This window comes from Marinobacter sp. JSM 1782161 (genome assembly GCF_011421605.1).
In the GTDB taxonomy this organism is placed as follows: domain Bacteria; phylum Pseudomonadota; class Gammaproteobacteria; order Pseudomonadales; family Oleiphilaceae; genus Marinobacter_A; species Marinobacter_A bohaiensis.
Window position 1 is genome coordinate 76,784 of the sequence record NZ_WSSA01000002.1, and the last position, 20,751, is coordinate 97,534.

The window sequence follows — 20,751 nt, forward strand, 5'->3', positions numbered from 1 at the left end:
AGCCTGTCATTCGCCTTCAAGGTTATCTAGAATAGCGCGGGTTCGTAGGGAACCTCCATCCGCTCAGTTTGGGAAGGACATTTTGGGCATCATCTTCCGCTACCTGACCCGCCAGGTCATCGTCAGTATGCTGGCGGTTTCCGGGGTCCTGCTGCTCGTGTTCATGAGTGGCCGTTTCATCAAATACCTGGCCGACGCGGCCGCCGGCGAGCTGGCCGGCGACGTGCTGTTCGCCATCATGGGCTACCGTTTTCCCGGATTCCTGGAGCTGATCCTTCCGCTGGGGCTGTTCATCGGCATCCTGCTGGCGTACGGCCGGATGTATCTCGACAGTGAGATGAGCGTGCTGTTTGCCTGTGGCGTCAGTGATCGCCAGGTGCTGGCCCAGACCATGGTGGCCAGCGTGGTGGTGATGATCATCGTGGGCGCCATGAGTCTCTACGTTTCCCCCTGGGGCATGCAGAAGGTGCAGGACATCATCAACCAGCAGCGCCAGGCGACCGAATTCGAGCTTCTGTCACCGGGCCGCTTCCAGAGCCTGTCGTCCGGTGACCGGGTGACCTACGTCGAAGGGCTGACCAGCGACCGCAAGGAGCTGGTCGGCGTGTTCATTGCAGAATTTGCCGAGGACGGTTCCGGGCTCACCATGACCACCGCGGAATCCGGTTCCCAATACGTGGACGAGAATACCGGTAGCCGCTTCCTGGTGCTGGAGGACGGGCAGCGTTTCGAGGGCAACCCCGGACAGCTCGATTACAAGGTGACGTCCTTCGACGCCTACGGCCTCAAGATCACCGGGCCGGAGTCCTACCGCAAGAAGAGTGACGAGGAAGCCCTCTCCACGCTCGAGCTGATGAACTCGGACGATCCGGAGTTGCGGGCGCTGTTTCATTGGCGCCTGTCGCTGCCATTGATCGTGCCCATCGTGACCTTGCTGGCGGTCCGGCTCAGTCGGGTCAATCCCCGACAGGGGCGCTTCTTCCATCTGTTGCCGGCCATGATGATCTACATCGTGTACCTGGGGCTGCTGATCGTGGCGCGGGATGCCCTGGCCAAGCAGCAGGTGCCCGAGTGGCTGGGACTAACCTGGGTGCACGTGATCTTCCTGTGTATTGCCCTGTGGCTGCAGTTCGGTCCCGACTGGCTGCGTAAGCGGCGCCTGCAGAAAGAGGGGGCCGCCCATGCGTAAGCTGGATCGCTACATCATCAAGACCGTGGGTGGAGCCACCATCCTGGTCATGGTGGTTGTGCTGTCGCTGGACCTGATTTTCGGCTACATCGGTGAGCTGGACGACACCGAAAACAATTACCAGGCGCTGGAAGCGCTGCTGTACATCATCATGACCCTGCCTCGGCGAATCTATGACTATCTGCCGCTGGGGGCCTTTATGGGCTGCCTGATCGGGCTGGGCGCCCTGGCCAGTACGTCCGAACTGGTGGTGATCCGCGCCGCCGGGGTGTCGCTGCGCCGGATTGTCTGGTCGGCGATGAAACCGACGATCGTGGTGGTCATTCTCGGGCTGGCGCTGGGCGAGTTCGTGGCCCCGCATTTCGAGCGTATGGCCCAGAGCCAGAAAGCCGTGGCCACGGGCGCCGGCAGCAACGTGGCGTCGGCGGAGGGGTTATGGCACCGGGAGGGGGATACCTTTATCCATGTCAATGCCGTTCAGCCCGATGGCGTGTTGCACGGCTTGTCGCTGTTCCGTTTCGACGACGACCGCTGGCTGATGTCGGCGACGTTCGCCAAGCAGGCGCACTACCAGGGCGATCACTGGAATCTCGAGGATACCGTGACCACGCACCTCACGCGTGACGGCACCACCCGCGATACGGCCCCGCAAATTCGCTGGGATTCGGAGCTGTCGCCCGATGTTCTGAGCGTGTTGATCGTCAAGCCGGAGGACCTGTCCATCAGCGGCCTGTATACCTACGGCACCTATCTTGATGAGCAGGGCCTGAGTTCCGGCAACTACTGGCTGGCGTTCTGGAAGAAGGTGCTGGGGCCATTGGCGACGGCCGTGATGGTGCTGGTGGCGATTTCCTTCGTGTTCGGGCCGTTGCGCTCGGTGACCATGGGCTTCCGGGTGTTTACCGGCATCATCGTGGGGCTGCTGTTCAAGTACGCCCAGGACCTGCTGGGACCCATGAGCCTGGTTTTCGGGTTCAGTCCGATCATTGCGATCGCCGCGCCCATTGTCGTCAGCGCCGTTGTGGGCGCCATCCTCATGCGACGGGCGGGATAGCGCTCTCCAGGCCGTCAGGCTTTGCGGTCTGACGGCCTGGGCACCGTCACCACCCGGCTTTCCGACGCGCGGTCGGTCCAGCTGCGGTTCTCGCTGTCCCACAGCATCCAAAGATATCCGAGCCCGCCGATCAGCCAGCTGAGCCAGCCCGTCAGGTAGCGCAGCAGCGCCTGATACCAGCGAATCGACGTGCCGTCGGCATTCTCGATCCTTACCCGCCATACCTGCATGCCGAGCGTCTGCCCCGTACGGGTCCAGAAGTAGCCGAAGAACACGAAAAGGGTGACGAACAGGACCGATGTGAGCAGCGGGTCCGACGACAGCCGGCCCGATTCCGCCAGGGCCTTGTATTCCTCGAAACCGATGACCCAGGCCGCCAGCATGGTGTAGGCCCAACTGGTGACGATCAGCACCGCGATGCAGATGAGACCGTCGTAGATCATGGCCAGCAGCCGTTTGACCAGACTGGCGGGCGGCAGGAGTTCGTCGGTGGCATGGAAACGCTGGGGCATGTGTGGACTCCGAATCGGGCGCCATGGCGTTGAGGCTTATGCGTGAAGGACCTGTGGCACGTCGTCAGTATACCCAAACATTCCTAAAGATTGAGGTGTCCGGGCCGCTAAGGAGGAACAGGTGCGGCGGGTGACCAGGCCCGCTACGGGATGACTCGCGGGAGGCCTTATGATCGATTCCATCAGAAGCGGCGGTGCTGATTACCTGGGTCGTCAGCCGCGCCAGGACGGTGCCACCGGCGGTAAGCCGGGCAGCGAGCGGGCAGGCCGGAGTGCGCCTGGCGAATCGAGCGTGCGCACGCCCCAGGATGCCATCGATGTGTTGCGGGCACGTCTTGACCAGCGGCTCCAGGCGGCTATGTCGAGCGGCCGCGACACGGGTGCCTCGGGCCGGACCGCGTCGTCGTCATTCGAGCCGCCCAGCGCCGCTGATGTGGCCGGGCGGGTGCTCGGCTTTGTGCAGAGCCGGTTGCAGCAGGAGGCCGACGCGGGTGCCGACAGCGAGCGCCTGTCCAGTTTGATGGAGCAGGCCCGGGCGGGCGTCGAGCAGGGCTTTGCCGAGGCTCGCGAGCAGATCGAGGCGCTGGGCATGATGAGCGACGACCTGTCAGCGGGCATCGACGACAGTTTTTCCCGCATCCAGCAAGGGCTCGACCAGCTATCCAAGCGCTTCCTGAACGAGCCGGGTGCTACCCCGGCGTCGCAGGTCTCAGCCAGTCGGGTGGAGGCCGCATCCCGCGACCAGTTGGCGTTCGAGGTGCGAACCCGGGATGGCGATGTGGTGACGGTGCGGATGGATGAGCAGCGTTACGCCGGTGTCAGTCAGGCGTCGGTGACGTCGGACGCAGGGCGTGCCAGCCAGTCTTCAAGTGTCAGTCTGTTCGCCGGGAGCTATCAGTTTGCCGTGGAAGGCGAGTTGGACGACGGCGAGCGAGCGGCTCTGACGGAGCTTTTCGAGGATGTTCAGTCCGTGGCCGGACGCTTCTTCGACGGCGATATCCAGTCCGCCTTCAGCGCGGCCCAGTCACTCGGGCTGGACGGAGAGGAACTGGCCAGCTTCAGCCTGAACCTGAGTTCGAGCCGCACGGTGAGCGCTTCTGCCTATGAGTCCGTTGCCGGCGAGACGTCGGCCGCCAGCCGGTTGCGCCCACTCGCCGGGCTGGCCGGTGAAGTGCAGGACCTGGCTCGCCAGGCCAGCGGGCAGGGTGTCGATGGCGCCTCATTGGCAAGTTTAATGGACCAGATTGTCTCGGACCTCGACGCCAGTGCTTCCCGGCCGCTTGAATCCGACACTGCTGACCTTATGAATGAGTTCTGGAAGGCCATAATTGGCGGGCTGGAATCAGGCGCCGACGATTCGGATTCCTGAACCCGACGCGGGTCGCATCTTCCTGACGAGACAGCCCTAACGCCGCCTTCCGGGCGGCGTTTCTCGTTTTTTACACCCTGCGGCTGTGCTAGAGTAGCGGCCTTATGTATGGCGTTTCCGCCGGCCTGGAGGTCTGTCTGATTTCGGGTGGCCAGGCTGGCTCCATTTTCGAACTGAATTTCTGACGAGGCGATCAGGACACGGCTATGAAAACCGCAGTACTGCGAAAGACTTTTCTGGAATACTTCCAGCAGCGGGGGCATGAGATTGTTCCCAGCAGCTCTCTGGTTCCCCATGACGACCCGACCCTGCTGTTCACCAATGCGGGCATGAACCAGTTCAAGGACGTATTCCTGGGCCGTGAAGACCGTGGCTATACCCGTGCTACCAGTTCCCAGCGCTGCGTTCGCGCCGGTGGTAAGCACAACGATCTGGAGAACGTTGGCTACACCGCCCGTCATCACACCTTCTTCGAAATGCTGGGCAACTTCAGCTTCGGCGATTATTTCAAGCAGGAAGCCATCGAATTCGCCTGGAATTTCCTGACCGGCGACGACTGGCTGGGGCTGCCCAAGGAAAAGCTGCTGGTCACCGTCTACGCCTCGGACGACGAAGCCTACCGCATCTGGAACGAAGGCATGGGAGTGCCGGCGGACCGGATCATCCGCATTGGCGACAACAAGGGTGCGGAATACGCTTCCGATAACTTCTGGCAGATGGGCGACACCGGTCCCTGCGGCCCCTGTACCGAGATCTTCTACGACCACGGCCCGGAAATCGCCGGCGGCCCTCCCGGCTCCCCGGAAGAGGACGGCGACCGTTTCATCGAGATCTGGAACGTGGTTTTCATGCAGTTCAATCGCACCGCCGACGGCGAAATGCAGCCGCTGCCCAAACCGTCCGTGGACACCGGCATGGGGCTCGAGCGGATTACTGCGGTTCTGCAGGGCGTGCACAGCAACTACGAAATCGACCTGTTCCAGGACCTGCTCAAGGCGGCGTCTGACATCCTGGGGGGCATTGATACCGAGGAAGCCTCCCTGCGGGTGGTGGCGGACCACATCCGTTCCTGCGCGTTCCTGATTGCTGACGGCGTGATGCCGTCCAACGAAGGGCGTGGCTTCGTGCTGCGCCGGATCATTCGCCGCGCGGCCCGTCACGGCAACAAGCTGGGTGCTCGTGAGCCTTTCTTCTACAAGCTGACTGCGGCCCTGGTTGAGCTGATGGGCGAGGCCTATCCGGAGCTGGTGCGCACCCAGGCCCAGATCGAGAAGGTGTTGCTGCAGGAAGAAGAGCAGTTTGCCCGTACCCTGGACAAGGGATTGCGACTGCTGGAACAGGACATCGAGCGCCTGGAAAGCTCAGAGATTCCGGGGCGGACCATTTTCACCCTGTACGATACCTACGGCTTCCCGGTAGACCTGACCAACGACATCGCCCGCGAGCGTGGGCTGACCCTGGACTACGCCGGTTACGAGGCGGCCATGGAAGAGCAGCGTGAGCGTGCCCGTGCCGCCTCCAAGTTCGGCATCGACTACAACGCCACCGCCAACCTCGAAGGCAGCACGGAGTTTACCGGCTACGAGCGCATCGATGGCCACGAGAAGATTCGTACGGTCCTGGTGGGAGGCGAGGAAGCCAATGCCCAGGCCGGCGATGAGGCCGTGGTGGTCCTTGAGCGCACGCCGTTCTACGCCGAATCCGGCGGCCAGGTGGGCGACACCGGTCTGCTGACCTGGAGCGGTGGCCGCTTCCAGGTGAGCGATACCCGGAAAGAAGGCAGCAACCATCTGCACATCGGGACGGTGATCGAGGGCGAACTGTTCCCCGGACTGGAAGTGGACGCTCGCATTGACCACGGCCGCCGCCAGGCCATTGCCCTGAACCATTCGGCGACGCATCTGTTGCACGCCGCGCTGCGTAATGTCCTGGGCGATCACGTCACCCAGAAGGGCTCGCTGGTCGAGGCCGAGCGCCTGCGTTTTGACTTCTCGCATTTCGAGGCGGTCACTCCGGAGCAGCTCAAGATCATCGAAGCCCAGGTGAACGACCAGATCCTGGCGAACGAGGCGGTGGAGATCGAGGTCACCGATATGGAGCGGGCCGAAGCCAAGGGCGCCATGGCGCTGTTCGGCGAGAAGTACGGCGACGAGGTGCGGGTCCTGTCGATGGGGCGCGACAACTTTTCCGTCGAACTCTGCGGTGGCACCCACGTCTCCCGCACCGGGGATATCGGCGCGTTCCGCATCGTCTCCGAGAGCGGTATTTCCTCCGGCGTACGCCGCATTGAGGCGGTGACCGGTAAGGGCGCGCTGGCCTGGATGGACGACATTGACGCCCGCCTGGGCAAGGTTGCCGGGCTGGTACGCGGTACGCGTGACAGTGTTGTCGAAAAAGTCGAATCCGCGCTGGAGCGCAATCGCCAGCTGGAGAAAGAGCTGGAGCAGCTCAAGGCCAAGCTGGCCAGCTCGGCCGGTTCCGACCTGGCGGGCTCGGCTGTCGACGTGAACGGTCTGAAGGTCGTGGCCTCCGAGCTGGAAGGCGCTGATCGCAAGGCGTTGATGGATACGGCCGACCAGCTCAAGAACAAGCTGGGGTCTGCGGTGGTGGTTCTGGCTGCGAAAGAGGGCGACAAAGTGACGCTGGTGGCCGGCGTGACCAAGGATGCGACCGACCGGGTTCGTGCCGGCGACATCATGAAGAAACTCGCCGCAGCCGTGGACGGCAAGGGCGGTGGCCGGCCCGATATGGCCCAGGGTGGCGGTTCCAGCCCGGACAAGCTGCCTGGAGCGCTGTCCCAGGTGAGCGGTTGGGTCGAGGAGGCTACCAGCCGCTGAGTCGCCGACAACACGGTCGTGGGCGCTGTGGAGCCTTGGAAACAGTATCCTGCGGCCTGAAGTCCCTTTATAATCGCCGCGCTGTGTCTGGTGTCCCTGAACGCTGGTAGCAGCGCGGCATTTGGTTGGAAAACCCGGTCTGACAGCTTGAAATAAGGAAGACGATGGCACTTCTGGTCCAGAAATTTGGCGGTACATCCGTGGGCACCATCGAGCGGATCAATGCAGTGGCCGAACGCGTCGCCCGGTTCCGAAGAGAAGGGCACGACATTGTAGTGGTGGTGTCGGCGATGAGTGGCGAGACCAACCGTCTGATCGGCCTTGCCCAGGAAATGATGGAAGAGCCGACGCCCCGGGAACTGGATGTCCTGGTCTCTACCGGAGAGCAGGTCACCATTGCGCTGCTGTCGATGGCCCTGCAGAAGTATGGGCAGGATGCGCGCTCCTACACCGGTTCCCAGGTTCGCATCGTGACCGATAACGCGCACACCAAGGCGCGTATCCAGAGCATCGACGAGGCGCGCATGCGCTCCGACCTGGATCACGGTCGCGTGGTGGTGGTCGCCGGGTTTCAGGGTGTGGACGGTGACGGCAATATCACCACTCTGGGGCGGGGCGGCTCCGACACCACGGCGGTGGCCCTGGCCGCTGCCCTGAAGGCGGACGAGTGCCAGATCTATACTGATGTAGACGGGGTCTATACCACCGACCCCCGAGTCGTGGACAGCGCTCGCCGCCTGGAGCGGATCACGTTCGAGGAAATGATCGAGATGGCCAGTCTCGGTTCCAAGGTCCTGCAGATCCGGGCGGTCGAGTTTGCGGGCAAGTACAACGTCCCATTGCGTGTCCTGTCGAGCTTCGGGGAAGGCGAGGGGACTCTGATTACGCTTGATGAAGAGGGTGACATGGAACAACCGGTTGTTTCCGGCATTGCGTTTAACCGGGATGAGGCGAAACTGACGATTTCCGGCGTACCTGATACACCGGGCAGTGCGCTGCGTATACTCAAACCAATCAGCGATGCCAATGTCGAAGTGGACATGATTGTCCAGAACGTCAGTGCTGACAATCGCACGGATTTCACCTTCACGGTCCACCGCAACGATTACAAACGGGCCCGGGCGATCCTGGAAAACATCGCCAATGAGCTTTCGGCCCGCGAGGTCAGCGGTGACAGCAAGATCGCCAAAGTCAGCATCGTCGGTGTCGGAATGCGTTCGCACGCCGGCGTTGCGACGCGGATGTTCGAGTCGCTCTCCAACGAGGGCATCAACATCCAGATGATATCCACGTCCGAGATCAAGATCTCCGTGGTCATCGATGAGAAGTACCTCGAGTTGGCTGTTCGGGCGCTGCACAGTGCCTTCGAGCTTCAGCGACAGGATCAGGAAGCCTGACCGGGCAAAGCAAAGCGCCGGTCTGGTCTGGAGTGACAAGGGAACGATTCGGGGCTTAGGCCCTCTCAGGGATTGCCCTTACGGACAATTGCGAGTGTCGAAAACCGCGTCGTCCCGCTATAAAGATAGTTAAGTAATAGTTGAAAGTCGGAACAGGTAGCTCTGGAGAGAAGGAGTAAAGGACATGTTGATTTTGACCCGCCGCGTTGGCGAGACCCTGATGGTTGGCGATGAAGTGACCGTCACGGTTCTGGGGGTAAAAGGCAACCAGGTTCGGATCGGCGTTAACGCACCGAAAGAGGTGGCCGTACACCGTGAAGAAATCTATCAGCGCATCCAGAAGGAAAAGACGGACCCGGATGAAACCGAATCAGGCAACATCTGAATGGCAATAACCCGCCGCAACACCAGGGCGGGTTTTTTGTGCGTATTCTGCTGTCATTGATCACTCACTAAACAGGTTGGCGCGATAGTTGGGTAGTCAGTAATCAATCTCGAAAATGATTGAAATCGATCCCGAAAAAATTCCCGTCAACCCTATGAAAACAGAAAAATTGTGGTACTATACGCCGCGTTCTCAAGGAGAGGTGGGTGAGTGGCTGAAACCAGCTCCCTGCTAAGGAGCCATACGCATTGCGCGTATCGAGGGTTCGAATCCCTCCCTCTCCGCCATTTCCATTTCTGGAAATAAAAGAGAGCAAGCATCCTTGAAGGATGCGTTGATAAGTGTTTCAATGCGCGCCCGCTGTTCAGAGCGGATTCGCTCTTAGGAAGAGCACTTATTGCTTGAATGAGTTTTGATACGCGGCTGTAGCTCAGCTGGATAGAGTACCTGGCTACGAACCAGGCGGTCGGAGGTTCGAATCCTCCCAGCCGCGCCACTTATTCAGGATCGATATTTCGTAACCGCCGAGCAAGCGGTGTCGAAGAGTCGAAAGGGATTTGAGCCGAAAGAGGTTCAACCAAAGCACGCAAAGCGTGCCGAGGAACGTCGGAGCGGTAGCGACGACGACCCTGAAGGGGCGAGGTCGAAGACCCGAGTCATCCTCCCCTGGCAGCGACTGCCAAACTGGATACGAAAGTTTCAAGCGGCTGTAGCTCAGCTGGATAGAGTACCTGGCTACGAACCAGGCGGTCGGAGGTTCGAATCCTCCCAGCCGCGCCATATCAAACAAAGAACCCCGCCGAGTGCGGGGTTTTTTGTTTGTGTAGCGCAGAGTTCCGACGGGATTCGAACCGATAAGAGGTTCGACCGGAGCGTGCCGCGCACGCGTAGGAACGTCGGAGCCTGCGACGACGGCCCGGAGGGCAGGGCCGAAGGCCCGAAGTCATCCTCCCAGCCGCGCCATATCAAACAAAGAGCCCCGCCGAGTGTGGGGTTTTTTGTTTGTGTAGCGCAGAGTTTCGACGGGATTCGAACCGATAAGAGGTTCGACCGGAGCGTGCCGCGCACGCGTAGGAACGTCGGAGCTTGCGACGACGGCCCGGAGGGCAGGGCCGAAGGCCCGAAGTCTCCCGGCCGCGCCATATCAAACGAAGAGCCCCGCCCAGCGTTGCATGGCTCGATCCGCTTCTCCCCAGGCGCAGCCCTTTTCGAGGTGTGCGTCCACCTGTCCCGGCTGCTTGAATTCGGCCGCCTTTCCCTGCTTTCGGCGGCCAGGATGACCGGCATTCGGCTGCTCGATGGACCCCTCGCCGGGTATTTTTCGTTTTTATACAGAGAATCAGTAAGCTGAATGCGCTCGGGCAGGCCGCCAGCCGCGCGGGTTTGCGGCGCTGGCTACGGGTTTGTGCGGATTGCCTTGGTTGCTGGGGTGCGGGGAAAGCGGTAAATTACGCAGGATTTTGCCTTCCGAATTGTAAGCAGCGGCATCTATCGTGCCGGCTGCTGTCGGAAAAAAATCCGCACAATAAGGTAGCACTCCATGAATGACTTGATGACCAAGGCCGTCGAGCTGATGGTTGCCGGCATGGGATTTGTTTTTGTCTTTCTGATAATCCTGGTGTTCGCGACCACCTTGATGTCCAAGGTTGTGGCCCGGCTGGCGCCACCCGAACCGGCTACGCCTGCACGATCCCCACGTGCCAAACCTTCTCAGCCAACATCAGTGGACCCTGATACGGCCGAAGCCATTAAACAGGCTGTTGCGAAATTCCGGTCCCGCCACAAGCGGTGACCCATAAACGATTAGAAACTTCAGAAAGAAGGCTGACACGATGACAGATACAAAAAAACCACTGGGGATTACCGATGTCATCCTGCGTGATGCGCATCAATCCCTGCTGGCCACCCGGATGCGACTGGACGACATGCTGCCCATCGCCGAGAAGCTGGATCAGGTGGGCTTCTGGTCCCTGGAATCCTGGGGTGGCGCCACCTTCGATTCATGCATTCGCTACCTGGGTGAGGATCCCTGGGAGCGCATCCGCGAACTCAAGAAAGCCATGCCCAACACGCCGCAGCAGATGCTCCTGCGTGGCCAGAACCTGCTGGGCTACCGCCACTACGCCGACGACGTGGTCAAGCGCTTCAGCGAACGTGCCGCCGAAAATGGCGTCGACGTGTTCCGTATCTTTGACGCGATGAACGACCCGCGCAACCTGGAAACCGCCATCAAGGCCGTGCGTGAGATGGGCAAGCATGCCCAGGGTACTATTTCCTACACCGTGAGCCCGGTCCATACCATCGACATGTGGGTCGATCTGGCCAAGGAAATCGAGTCCATGGGCGCCGATTCCATCGCCATCAAGGACATGGCGGGGCTGCTCAAGCCATACACGGCCTACGAGCTGGTCACCAAGCTGAAGAAGGCGCTGTCCGTGCCCGTGCACATGCAGTGTCATGCCACGACCGGTATGTCCACCGCGACGGCGCTCAAGGCGGCGGAAGCCGGTATCGACAACGTCGACACCGCGATTTCCTCGATGAGCATGACCTACGGTCACTCGCCCACCGAATCCGTGGTGGCCATCCTGGAAGGCACCGAGCGTGACACCGGCCTCGATATCCATCTGCTCGAAGAGATCGCCGGCTATTTCCGTGAGGTGCGCAAGAAGTACGCGAAATTCGAAGGCAGCCTGCGCGGCGTTGATTCCCGCATTCTGACCGCCCAGGTGCCGGGTGGCATGCTGACCAACATGGAAAACCAGCTGCGCGAGCAGAACGCCTCGGACAAGTTCGATGACGTTCTCGCCGAGATTCCCAAGGTGCGCGAAGACCTGGGCTTCATCCCGCTGGTGACGCCCACTTCCCAGATTGTTGGCACCCAGGCGGTGCTCAACGTGCTGACGGGCGAGCGTTACAAGTCGATCTCCAAGGAGACCGCGGCGGTCCTGAAAGGCGAATACGGTTCCGCGCCGGCGCCTTACAACAAGGAGCTGCAGGAGCGCGTTCTGGAAGGCAAGGACCCGGTCACCTGCCGTCCGGCGGATCTGCTTGAGCCCGAAATGGACAAGTTGGCCGACGAACTGAAGAAACTGGCTGAAGAAAAGGGTATCAAGCTCGCGGCGGACACCGTCGACGACGTGCTGACCTACGCCCTGTTCCCGCAGATCGGCCTGAAATTCCTGGAAAACCGGGGCAACGCCGATGCGTTCGAGCCGGCTCCGACGGCTGAAGACGCCGCAGCCGCTGCGGCCCCGGCGAAAGCATCCGGTCCGGAAACCTACACCGTCAACGTCAACGGCAAGGACTACGTGGTTGCGGTTGAGGCCGGCGGTGAGATCAGCCAGATCCAGTCCCAGGGTGGCGGCGCAGCACCGGCCGCAGGCGCTCCGGCGGCGGCACCCACAGGCGGTGGCGAGCCGGTTCCGGCGCCGCTGGGCGGCAACATCTTCAAGGTACTGGTGTCCCCGGGTCAGGCCGTGGAAGAAGGTGACGTGATGATCATTCTGGAAGCCATGAAAATGGAAACAGAAGTGCGCGCACCCAAGGCCGGTACCATCGGCGAAGTCTTCATCAAGGTTGGTGATGCCGTCGCCGTCGGCGATGAAATGCTGACAATCGCATAAGGGCCAGCATTCCATGGATAAAATGATGACACTATGGACAGGGAGTGGCCTGTTCAACCTGAGTATTGGTCAGGCGGCGATGATCGTCGTTGGCCTTCTGCTGCTGTTCCTTGCGATTCGCAAGGGCTTTGAGCCGCTGCTGCTGGTGCCGATTGGCTTCGGCGGTATCCTGGCGAATATCCCGGAGGCGGGGCTGGCCCTGTCTGCGGCGGAAAACGCGATCCACGTCGCACGCCCCGAGACACTGGCGGCTCTGGCCAGTGCCCTGAACGTGCCGTATGAGGCCGCGCAGAGCGTAACGCCGGACGTGCTGCAGGCGTTCAAGCTGGCCTATAAGGAAGCGAGCCATTCGATGGTTGCGGCGGCAAACGCCGTAGCGCAGGACCAGGGCTACTCCAACGGCATGCTTTACAACTTCTACACCGTGGCGATTGCCAGTGGTGTGGCGCCTCTGCTGATTTTCATGGGCGTTGGGGCGATGACGGATTTCGGCCCTCTGCTGGCCAACCCGAAGACCCTGCTGCTGGGCGCCGCCGCCCAGTTCGGCATCTTCGGCACCGTCATCGGTGCGGCGCTGCTGGATGGCTCGGGCGTTATGGATTTCACGATCCTCGAAGCGGCTGCCATCGGTATCATCGGCGGTGCCGACGGCCCGACCTCGATCTACGTCTCCAGCATTCTGGCCCCGCATCTGCTGGGTGCAATCGCGGTAGCCGCCTACTCGTACATGGCGCTGGTGCCGATGATCCAGCCGCCCATCATGAAGGCCTTGACGTCCCAGAAGGAACGGGCCATCAAGATGAGCCAGCTGCGTCATGTCAGCAAGCAGGAAAAGATCGTGTTCCCGATCGTTGTCCTGATCCTGGTGGTGCTGTTCCTGCCGGACGCAGCGCCGCTGCTGGGCATGTTCTGCTTCGGTAACCTGATGCGCGAGTGCGGTGTGGTGGAGCGTCTGAGCGATACCGCGCAGAACGCGCTGATCAACATCGTGACCATCGTGCTGGGGCTGTCCGTCGGCTCCAAGCTGGGTGCCGACAAGTTCCTGGACCTGCAGACCCTGGGTATTCTCGCACTGGGTATGGTGGCGTTCTGTATCGGTACCGCGTGTGGTGTGTTGATGGCCAAGGCAATGAACGCCTTCACCAAGGAGCAGATCAACCCGTTGATCGGTTCCGCCGGTGTCTCGGCGGTGCCCATGGCGGCGCGGGTCTCCAACAAGGTGGGCCTCGACGCCAACCCGCACAACTTCCTGCTGATGCACGCGATGGGCCCGAACGTGGCCGGCGTGATCGGTTCGGCCGTTGCTGCGGGCGTGATGATCAAGCTGCTCGGCTGATCCTCCCGCCGTTCGTTCCAGAAAGCCCCGCCCTGGCGGGGCTTTTCTGTTTCAGGGGCAGCGGTTCGGAGGCGCGCCGTGTGCGAACCGGCGGGCGGTTGTCTGAGGGGTTATCGGAAGTCCCGCGAATGGATCTTCAGTGTGCCCAGCAGGTGGCTGAGATCGGTCAGCTTGCCGGCCATCACATGCACGATATCGCCTTCCCGTTCCAGCACTCCCTTGACGTGCAGCAGCCGTGCCTTGAGCAGTGGCTGGCGCTGTTGGCGTGCGGTGTTGAGCCAGACCACGACGTTGGTGTTCCCCGTTTCATCCTCCAGCGTCACGAAGGTCACGCCCTTGCCGGAGCCGGGCCGCTGGCGGCCGGTGACCAGCCCCGCAACGTGCACCGGGCGCCCGCTGGTTTCGGCTTTCAGGCTGTCGGTGGTGTGGCAGTGACGCAGGTGCCCCTGTTCCCGTAGCAGGGCCAGCGGATGGCGCTGCAGGGTCAGCCCCTGGCTGTCGTAGTCCTCCAGGATGTTCTGGCCTTCCGAAGGCTCGGGCATGCGCACGCGGTCGCCAGGGACGGCGGGGGCTGACCCGTGCTCCGGTGAGATGCGGTAGGCCGGCGCATCCTCCTGCGCGAATAATGGCGCCGGAGCGTCGTATTCGAGGATATCCCAGCGAGCCTGGTGGCGGTTGTCGCTGAAGCCCTGCAGGGCGCCGGCGCTGGCCAGGCACTCCAGGTCCCGGTTGTCGAGGCCGGCCCGGTGGCGGATCTGCTCGATGGACGCGTAGCCGGCTGCCGGACGCGCGTCGACCAGCCGATGAGCTCCTGCCTGGCTGAGGCCCTTTACGATCCGCAGGCCCAGACGCAGATGCTTGTAGCCGTGTTCCAGGGTGTGATCCCAGTGGCTGTGGTTGACGTCGATAGGCTGAACCGGCACACGGTGACGTCGGGCGTCCTGGATCAACTGCGACGGTGAGTAGAATCCCATTGGCTGGCTGTTGAGCAGCGCGCAATAAAAGATGGGTGCATGGTGTCGTTTGATCCAGGCGGACACGTAAACCAGCAGGGCGAAGCTGGCGGCATGGGATTCCGGGAAGCCGTAGCCGCCGAAGCCGCTCAGTTGCGTGTAGATTTTTTCGGCAAAGGTATCGGTGTGGCCCTTGGCGCGCATGCCGTTGATCAGCTTCTCCCTGAACGGGGTGAGATCCCCGTCGGATTTCCAGGCGGCCATGGCCCGGCGTAGCTTGTCGGCCTCGCTGCCGGAGAAGTCCGCCGCCACCATGGCCAGCTTGATGGCCTGCTCCTGGAAGATGGGGACGCCCTCGGTTCGCTTGAGGACGGCTTCGATCTCCGGGTCCTGGCCGTAGTCGGGGTCTTCCAGCCTGTTCCGGCGCTTCAGGAAGGGATGCACCATATCCCCCTGGATCGGGCCCGGGCGGACGATGGCGACCTGGATGACCAGGTCGTAGTATGTTCGCGGCCTGAGCCGGGGCAGCATGTTGATCTGGGCGCGGGACTCCACCTGGAAAACGCCGATGCTGTCGCCGCTGCAGAGCATGTCGTACACCCGCTTGTCTTCCGTGGGGATGTCGGCCATTCCGAGTGCGCGATCCGTCTTGCGGCCAATCAGGTCGAGCGCCTTGCGTATGGCGGACAGCATGCCCAGCGCCAGCACGTCCACCTTCATCAGGTTCAGGCTTTCCAGATCTTCCTTGTCCCACTGGATTACCGTGCGGTCCGGCATGCTGGCGTTTTCGACCGGCACCAGCTCCGCCAGGGCTCCCTCGCTGATAACGAAACCGCCCACATGCTGGGACAGGTGGCGGGGAAACCCGATCAGCGTCTTCACCAGCGTCAGGAACTGTTCCACAGCCCGTGCGGATTTCGCCAGGCCTTTCTGCAGCAGTTGTTCCCGCCAGTCCTGTTCCCGGTCGCGCCAGTCCACGTTGCCAATCATCTGTTCCAGCAGGTGCAGGTCGAAACCCAGCGCCTTGCCCACATCGCGGATGGCGCTGCGCTGACGGTAGCGGATCACGGTGGCCGCCAGGGCGGCGCGCTCGCGGCCGTAGCGCCGGTAGATGTACTGGATCACTTCCTCGCGCCGCTCGTGCTCGAAGTCCACGTCGATGTCCGGCGGCTCGTCCCGGTCCGCTGAGATGAAGCGCTCGAAGAGGAGTTCCACCTGTGACGGATCGACGGCGGTGATGCCCAGGCAGTAGCAGACCACGGAGTTGGCGGATGACCCGCGGCCCTGGCACAGGATGCCCTGGCGTCGGGCGAACGCCACGATGTCGTGGATGGTCAGGAAGTAGGGCTCGTAGGCTTTCTCCCGGATCAGCGTCAGCTCTTTCTCCACCAGCGCCCGCTTGTCCGCGGGAATACCGTCGGGGAAGCGCCAGCGAATGCCACGCTCGGTGAGTTCGCGCAGGTAGCTTTGCGGTGTATGGCCCTCCGGTACCACCTCCGGTGGATACTGGTAGCGCAGCTCGGCGGGGCTGAAGGTGCACTGGTCGGCAATGATCCGGCTCTGCTCGATCCAGGCGTCCGGGAACAGTTTGCGCAGGGTATCGATCGGACGCAGGTAGCGCTCGCCGTTGGCAAACAGGCGATGCCCCGCCTCGGCGACGGTGCAGCCGTGGCGTACGGCGGTCAGCACATCCTGCAGCGGTTGCCGGCCGCGCTGGTGCATGTGGACGTTGCCGGTGGCCACGACCGGCAGGTCCAGGCGACGGGCCAACTGGTGCCAGCCGGTCATGTTGTCTTCATCGCGGTCGGTCAGGGGGCGCTCGGCCATGATCCAGAGGCGGTCGGGGAAGTGTTGTTTCAGCCAGCGACCGACGTCGAGCTCGTTGGAGTCCACCACCGGCGCGGCTCCCCACAGGGCCAGGCACTCGTCCAGGGGGTGGGTGTCCAGATCGTCCCCGAGGAGCGTGTAGTGCCCTTTCTCGGCGCGGCGCCGGGCGCTGGTGATCAATTGGCAGAGCTGGCCGTAGCCGGTGCGGGTGCGGGCCAGCAGGACCAGCAGGCCGTCCGGCGATTGCAGGCGGAACTCGCTGCCGGTGATCAGCTTGACCGGGCTGTCCTTCAGGGCGGCAAAAGCGCGCGGCATGCCGGCCACCGAGCATTCGTCGGTGATGGCCAGCGCCCGGTAGCCGAGGCGGGCGGCTTCCCCGGCCAGTTCGTGCGGATGGGAAGCGCCGCGCAGGAAGCTGAAGTTGCTCAGGCAGTGGAGTTCCGCGTAGCTCATGGTTTTACCCGAACCAGCCGTGGATGAACCAGCCGCCGGTCACGTCCCGGAACAGCCAGCCGGTCTGGCCGCTGTGCAGCCGGGCGATGTAATAGTCGCGTTGGACGCGCTCGCCGTCCCACCAGCCGGCGCTGATGCGTTCGGGGCCGGCCAGCCAGAGTTGCGGCATTTCCTGTAGCGGCTGGGGCGCACGCAACAGCCACAGCGGTCGGCGTGGCAGGTCGCTGGCTGTTGCCGCCATGGCCCGCATTGGAGACGCGGTCCAGGCCTGCTCGGGGCGGTGGTCGGCCCGCAGGGTCGGCCGATGCAGGGCGTCTTCTCCCAGGCGCGCCTGCAGCCGGCTGAGCAGGTGCTGGCGGGCTTCGTCGCGGGCGTTGGGAGTGTCGCCGAACAGGTCGTCGCCGGTCGGCGCTTCCCGCCCGATAAAGCGCCGCACCTTGAGGGACAGGCCAATGGCTGGCGCCTCCAGGGTGTGCCGGTCCAGTTTCAGGTGCGCCAGGTCGAGAAAGGCGCTGGCACGGTGTTCCGGCGCGGTGGAGCGAAGCGGCAGAGAGGTGACCGGCTGACTGCGGTGACGGATTTCCAGTTGCAGTGTGTCGGTGTGCTGCTGGCGCCAGCGCAACTCCGTTTCCAGTTCCTGCAGGGCGCGCTGCAGGGGAAAGAGCAGGCCGCTGCTGTGTTCCACATCCTCGGCGAAATCCAGGCGGCGGTGAAAGTAGGGTGGGGGTTGCCAGTCTGACTGCGGATCAGCGGCCCGCCCCTCGATCTTCTGCAGCATCAGGCAGGTCTCCGGTCCCAGGCGCCGGGCCAGCTCCCGATCAGGCAGGGTGAGCACCTGCCCCAGAGTGTGCAGGCCCATGCGCTGCAGGCGTTCGATGGTTCGCTCGTCCAGGTCGGTGTGGCCGATGTCTAGGCTATCCAGGGAGTGCCGCAGGCGCCGGGTGTCATCGGTGCAGTGCCCGCTGTTGCTGCGCGCCAGTAGGCGGGCGCCCAGGGGCGTGCTACCGCAGGCCAGCTGGGCACTCAGGTGGCGTCGGCCCAGCTCCGCTTCCAGGGTGCGCCACAGATTGTCCAGGCCGCCGTGCAGGCGACGCAGGCTGCCGGCCTCGACCAGGAGGCCGTCCGGTGGGTAGAGGCTGATGCGGGCGGCCTGGCGGTAGAGCCAGGCAGCTTGCTGCTCCAGAACCCGGGCCTGCTCTTCCATGTCGGCGGGAATCAGTTGCAGGCCGTCCGCCAGGGCGCTGGCGGTCTGGGGGCTCTGGCCAATCGTTACGCCCGCCCGGGCGGCTTCCGGGTTGAGCTGGGTGACCCGTGGCGGGTATCCGCTGACCAGTGCCATGGGGCGGGGCGAGGTCTCGCTCTGGCTGAAATGCTCCAGCAACAGGTGGGGAAAGTGCAGGTAAAGCCACAGCATGCCGGATCTCAGTGCGGTTGGGGCCAGGGGCCGCGGATGACGTTGCCAGGCAGGGCTTCGGCATCCTGTGCCGGAGCCACTGGCGCCAGGGGCAGGGTGAGGCCGTCGACGGGCCAGCCGCCACGGCGTTTGAGGATATTCGCCTGCAACTGGCCGTTCGCCAGGGGGGTCAGCTGCAGGCGCAGGGCAGCGGGGGAGGACTGGTCGGCATAGCGCGCGTCCCGGAACAGGACGCACAGATTATCGCCCGCTTCGGCGGCCAACTGGATTCGGCGGATGTCGCTGCGCCTGGCGGTATCGAGCCAGATCATGGCCAGGCCGGTGGTGTGCGAGCGCAGGCAGTTCTCCAGGGCCCAGAGCCGGTCCTCCCGGCTTTGGGTCTGCATACTCACCACCTGGTTCAGCTCCACCTGCGCCCGGGCCAGGGCCGGTGCGTAGGGTGTGTGGGGCGGGTCGATCCAGAATACGGTCTGCCCGGCACGGGACAGGCGGCACAGGGCCGGCAGCAGCAGGCGCAGTTCGCCAATGCCGGGGGCGGGGGTCAGGCATTCAATCAGGGCGCCACGGGGCCAACCGCCGCCGGGCAGTTGCGCGTCGAGCGCGGCAAAGCCGGTGCTCTCCGCTGCCGCACCCAGGACCTGCTGGTGGCGGCTGGCCTGCCAGATGCGGGCGTTGTCGAGTAGCTGGTCGAGGATCTCGCGCATGCGTGTCTCTCTGCGATACTGTTTATTTATACAGTATAGGTTGAGGGTGGTCGTTTGCAAAGAGTGGGATGGCTTGCAAGGGGGTTGACCTGTTTCGGGGTGGGGCGCAGGCTGTGACTGACCATTCCGGACCAAGGAGGAAGTCATGTCAGAGTTGAAATCCGAGTCCTGCGAAGCCTGTCGTGCCGATGCGCCCGAGGTCACCGGCAAGGAGCTCGATACCCTCAGCGCCGACCTGCCGGATTGGGTGGTGGTGACCCGGGATGGCGAGCGGCAGCTTGAGCGGGTATTCCGCTTCAGGAATTTCGCCGAGGCATTGGCGTTCACCAACAAGGTGGGCGAGTTGGCCGAGTCGGAGGGGCATCATCCGGCCCTGCTGACCGAGTACGGCAAGGTCACGGTTCACTGGTGGACCCACAAGATCGGCGGCCTGCATCGCAACGACTTCATCATGGCCGCTCGTACCGACGACCTGGCGCACTGAGTCTCGGTAATTCCCGCCGGACCGGTGGCTTACGCCGGCCCGGACAATCCGTTATCATGCGGCGTTTCGCTGGAAAGCGGCCGTGCCGCCGTTTTCCGTCTCCGAGATTGAATGAGAGGCTGCCTGCGGGCTTCCGGCGGCGGCCTTTCCGGATGGCTGTGATAACGCATGGAACATACATATCGTCTGGTGATTTCCTGTCCTGACCGGGTTGGCATCGTGGCCAAGGTCAGTAACTTCCTGACTACCTACAACGGCTGGATCACCGAGGCCAGCCACCACGCCGACAACCAGGCCGGCTGGTTCTTTATGCGGCACGAGATCAAGGCCAGTTCCATTCCCTTCGGCCTGGATCAGTTCCGCGCCGCCTTCGAGCCGATTGCCCGGGAATTCGACATGACCTGGCATGTGGCGGATTCCGCCGAGCCCAAGAAGGTTGTGCTGATGTGCTCCAAGGAGTCTCACTGTCTGGCGGACCTGCTGCACCGCTGGCACAGCAAGGAGCTGAACGCGGAAATCGTGGCGGTGATCTCCAACCACGACGACCTGCGCCGCATGGTGGAGTGGCACGATATTCCCTATCACCACGTACCGGTGACCAGGGACAACAAGCCCGAAGCCTTCGCCGAGGTGAATAATCTGTTCGCCCACTACGGCGCGGATGTGATCGTGCTGGCCCGCTACATGCAGATCCTGCCGCCGGAGGTGTGCGAGCAGTACGCCGGCAAGGTGATCAATATCCATCACAGCTTCCTGCCGTCGTTCGCCGGCGCGCGTCCTTACCACCAGGCTTACAGTCGCGGGGTCAAGCTGATTGGCGCCACCTGCCACTACGTGACCCAGGACCTGGACGAGGGGCCAATCATCGAGCAGGACGTCATTCGCGTCAGCCACAGCGACACCATTGAGGACATGGTGCGACTGGGCAAGGATGTCGAGAAGAATGTGCTGGCCCGAGGCTTGCGTTCGCACATTGAGGACCGCGTCATCACTCACGAGAACAAGACCGTCGTTTTCACCTGAACGCAGGTTTGATCCGGAGGTCGCCCGACCTCCGGAAAGCTGACTTCCTTCCTTCATTTAGACGGCATTTCGATGTCACCCCGGGGCCTCGATTGTGGTATCATCGACGGCTTATAAATCCGCCCTGGGGAGCCTCTCACGTGCGAGAGGGGCCATGTTTCCCCGGCGAATAAAGCAGCGTCCGGCAA

General features: G+C 62.8%; 15 protein-coding genes and 3 tRNA genes. 14 read left to right on the plus strand and 4 right to left on the minus strand.

The features are described 5' to 3' along the window. The first annotated feature begins 82 nt into the window (after positions 1-82). Positions 83-1,189, plus strand: a complete 1,107-nt coding sequence (gene lptF, locus GQB00_RS00355; protein ID WP_111496637.1) for an LPS export ABC transporter permease LptF — start codon at positions 83-85, stop codon at positions 1,187-1,189. Next, complete coding sequence (gene lptG / locus GQB00_RS00360) at positions 1,182-2,243, plus strand: LPS export ABC transporter permease LptG (protein WP_165854853.1); 1,062 nt, start codon at positions 1,182-1,184, stop codon at positions 2,241-2,243. Before lptF ends, lptG begins: the two co-directional genes overlap by 8 nt. Positions 2,244-2,257: 14 nt before the next feature. On the opposite strand, the gene GQB00_RS00365 is transcribed toward lptG, so the two are convergent. Beyond that, complete coding sequence (locus GQB00_RS00365) at positions 2,258-2,755, minus strand: RDD family protein (RefSeq protein ID WP_111496635.1); 498 nt, start codon at positions 2,753-2,755, stop codon at positions 2,258-2,260. Between the two features lie 169 nt (positions 2,756-2,924). Between GQB00_RS00365 and GQB00_RS00370 the strand changes: the two genes are divergently transcribed. The 10 genes from GQB00_RS00370 (at position 2,925) to GQB00_RS00415 (ending at position 13,705) form a co-directional block, all read left to right on the plus strand. Beyond that, the gene (locus tag GQB00_RS00370; protein WP_165854854.1) at positions 2,925-4,124 is read left to right on the plus strand and encodes a DUF5610 domain-containing protein; all 1,200 of its coding nucleotides are present in this window, start codon (positions 2,925-2,927) and stop codon (positions 4,122-4,124) included. A 206-nt stretch (positions 4,125-4,330) separates the two neighbouring features. Continuing rightward, positions 4,331-6,961, plus strand: a complete 2,631-nt coding sequence (alaS, locus tag GQB00_RS00375; RefSeq protein WP_165854855.1) for an alanine--tRNA ligase — start codon at positions 4,331-4,333, stop codon at positions 6,959-6,961. 164 nt (positions 6,962-7,125) lie between these two features. Further along, on the plus strand, positions 7,126-8,358 hold the full coding sequence (locus tag GQB00_RS00380) for an aspartate kinase (RefSeq protein WP_111496632.1): 1,233 nt from the start codon (positions 7,126-7,128) through the stop codon (positions 8,356-8,358). A gap of 184 nt (positions 8,359-8,542) precedes the next feature. Further along, positions 8,543-8,743, plus strand: a complete 201-nt coding sequence (csrA, locus tag GQB00_RS00385) for a carbon storage regulator CsrA (RefSeq protein WP_111496631.1) — start codon at positions 8,543-8,545, stop codon at positions 8,741-8,743. A gap of 196 nt (positions 8,744-8,939) precedes the next feature. Next, positions 8,940-9,030: transfer RNA gene (locus GQB00_RS00390), tRNA-Ser, on the plus strand. 132 nt (positions 9,031-9,162) lie between these two features. Then, a tRNA-Arg gene (locus GQB00_RS00395) sits at positions 9,163-9,239 on the plus strand. A gap of 207 nt (positions 9,240-9,446) precedes the next feature. After that, positions 9,447-9,523: transfer RNA gene (locus tag GQB00_RS00400), tRNA-Arg, on the plus strand. 760 nt (positions 9,524-10,283) lie between these two features. After that, positions 10,284-10,535, plus strand: a complete 252-nt coding sequence (locus GQB00_RS00405) for an OadG family protein (RefSeq protein ID WP_111496630.1) — start codon at positions 10,284-10,286, stop codon at positions 10,533-10,535. Positions 10,536-10,575: 40 nt separating this feature from the next. After that, complete coding sequence (gene oadA, locus GQB00_RS00410; protein WP_111496629.1) at positions 10,576-12,369, plus strand: sodium-extruding oxaloacetate decarboxylase subunit alpha; 1,794 nt, start codon at positions 10,576-10,578, stop codon at positions 12,367-12,369. A 13-nt stretch (positions 12,370-12,382) separates the two neighbouring features. After that, entirely contained in the window at positions 12,383-13,705 is a 1,323-nt protein-coding gene (locus tag GQB00_RS00415) for a sodium ion-translocating decarboxylase subunit beta (RefSeq protein WP_228160589.1), read from the plus strand. A 110-nt stretch (positions 13,706-13,815) separates the two neighbouring features. Here GQB00_RS00415 and GQB00_RS00420 read toward each other — a convergent pair whose 3' ends face one another. The 3 genes from GQB00_RS00420 to imuA are packed head-to-tail and all read right to left on the minus strand — an operon-like array spanning position 13,816 to position 19,056. After that, positions 13,816-16,938, minus strand: coding sequence for an error-prone DNA polymerase (locus tag GQB00_RS00420; RefSeq protein WP_165854856.1), 3,123 nt, complete (start codon positions 16,936-16,938; stop codon positions 13,816-13,818). A gap of 4 nt (positions 16,939-16,942) precedes the next feature. Then, positions 16,943-18,352 (minus strand): Y-family DNA polymerase, encoded by a 1,410-nt coding sequence (locus GQB00_RS00425; RefSeq protein ID WP_165854857.1) that lies wholly within the window; start codon positions 18,350-18,352, stop codon positions 16,943-16,945. 8 nt (positions 18,353-18,360) lie between these two features. Next, on the minus strand, positions 18,361-19,056 hold the full coding sequence (imuA, locus tag GQB00_RS00430; protein WP_165854858.1) for a translesion DNA synthesis-associated protein ImuA: 696 nt from the start codon (positions 19,054-19,056) through the stop codon (positions 18,361-18,363). Positions 19,057-19,201: 145 nt separating this feature from the next. On the opposite strand from imuA, the gene GQB00_RS00435 reads away from it, so the two are divergent. Next, positions 19,202-19,540: a 4a-hydroxytetrahydrobiopterin dehydratase gene (locus GQB00_RS00435; protein WP_165854859.1), complete on the plus strand. Its 339-nt coding sequence runs from the start codon at positions 19,202-19,204 to the stop codon at positions 19,538-19,540. A gap of 168 nt (positions 19,541-19,708) precedes the next feature. Further along, the gene (gene purU, locus GQB00_RS00440; protein WP_111496623.1) at positions 19,709-20,563 is read left to right on the plus strand and encodes a formyltetrahydrofolate deformylase; all 855 of its coding nucleotides are present in this window, start codon (positions 19,709-19,711) and stop codon (positions 20,561-20,563) included. Positions 20,564-20,751 lie beyond the last annotated feature (188 nt).

Bases quoted from the DNA above. Each gene is read 5' to 3' on its own strand.
- lptG (WP_165854853.1), top strand. From the start codon at position 1,182: ATGCGTAAGCTGGATCGCTACATCATCAAGACCGTGGGTGGAGCCACC.
- oadA (WP_111496629.1), top strand. From the start codon at position 10,576: ATGACAGATACAAAAAAACCACTGGGGATTACCGATGTCATCCTGCGT.
- purU (WP_111496623.1), top strand. From the start codon at position 19,709: ATGGAACATACATATCGTCTGGTGATTTCCTGTCCTGACCGGGTTGGC.
- GQB00_RS00365 (WP_111496635.1), bottom strand. From the start codon at position 2,755: ATGCCCCAGCGTTTCCATGCCACCGACGAACTCCTGCCGCCCGCCAGT.
- GQB00_RS00405 (WP_111496630.1), top strand. From the start codon at position 10,284: ATGAATGACTTGATGACCAAGGCCGTCGAGCTGATGGTTGCCGGCATG.
- GQB00_RS00415 (WP_228160589.1), top strand. From the start codon at position 12,383: ATGGATAAAATGATGACACTATGGACAGGGAGTGGCCTGTTCAACCTG.
- GQB00_RS00370 (WP_165854854.1), top strand. From the start codon at position 2,925: ATGATCGATTCCATCAGAAGCGGCGGTGCTGATTACCTGGGTCGTCAG.
- GQB00_RS00380 (WP_111496632.1), top strand. From the start codon at position 7,126: ATGGCACTTCTGGTCCAGAAATTTGGCGGTACATCCGTGGGCACCATC.
- GQB00_RS00425 (WP_165854857.1), bottom strand. From the start codon at position 18,352: ATGCTGTGGCTTTACCTGCACTTTCCCCACCTGTTGCTGGAGCATTTC.
- GQB00_RS00420 (WP_165854856.1), bottom strand. From the start codon at position 16,938: ATGAGCTACGCGGAACTCCACTGCCTGAGCAACTTCAGCTTCCTGCGC.
- alaS (WP_165854855.1), top strand. From the start codon at position 4,331: ATGAAAACCGCAGTACTGCGAAAGACTTTTCTGGAATACTTCCAGCAG.
- csrA (WP_111496631.1), top strand. From the start codon at position 8,543: ATGTTGATTTTGACCCGCCGCGTTGGCGAGACCCTGATGGTTGGCGAT.
- GQB00_RS00435 (WP_165854859.1), top strand. From the start codon at position 19,202: ATGTCAGAGTTGAAATCCGAGTCCTGCGAAGCCTGTCGTGCCGATGCG.
- imuA (WP_165854858.1), bottom strand. From the start codon at position 19,056: ATGCGCGAGATCCTCGACCAGCTACTCGACAACGCCCGCATCTGGCAG.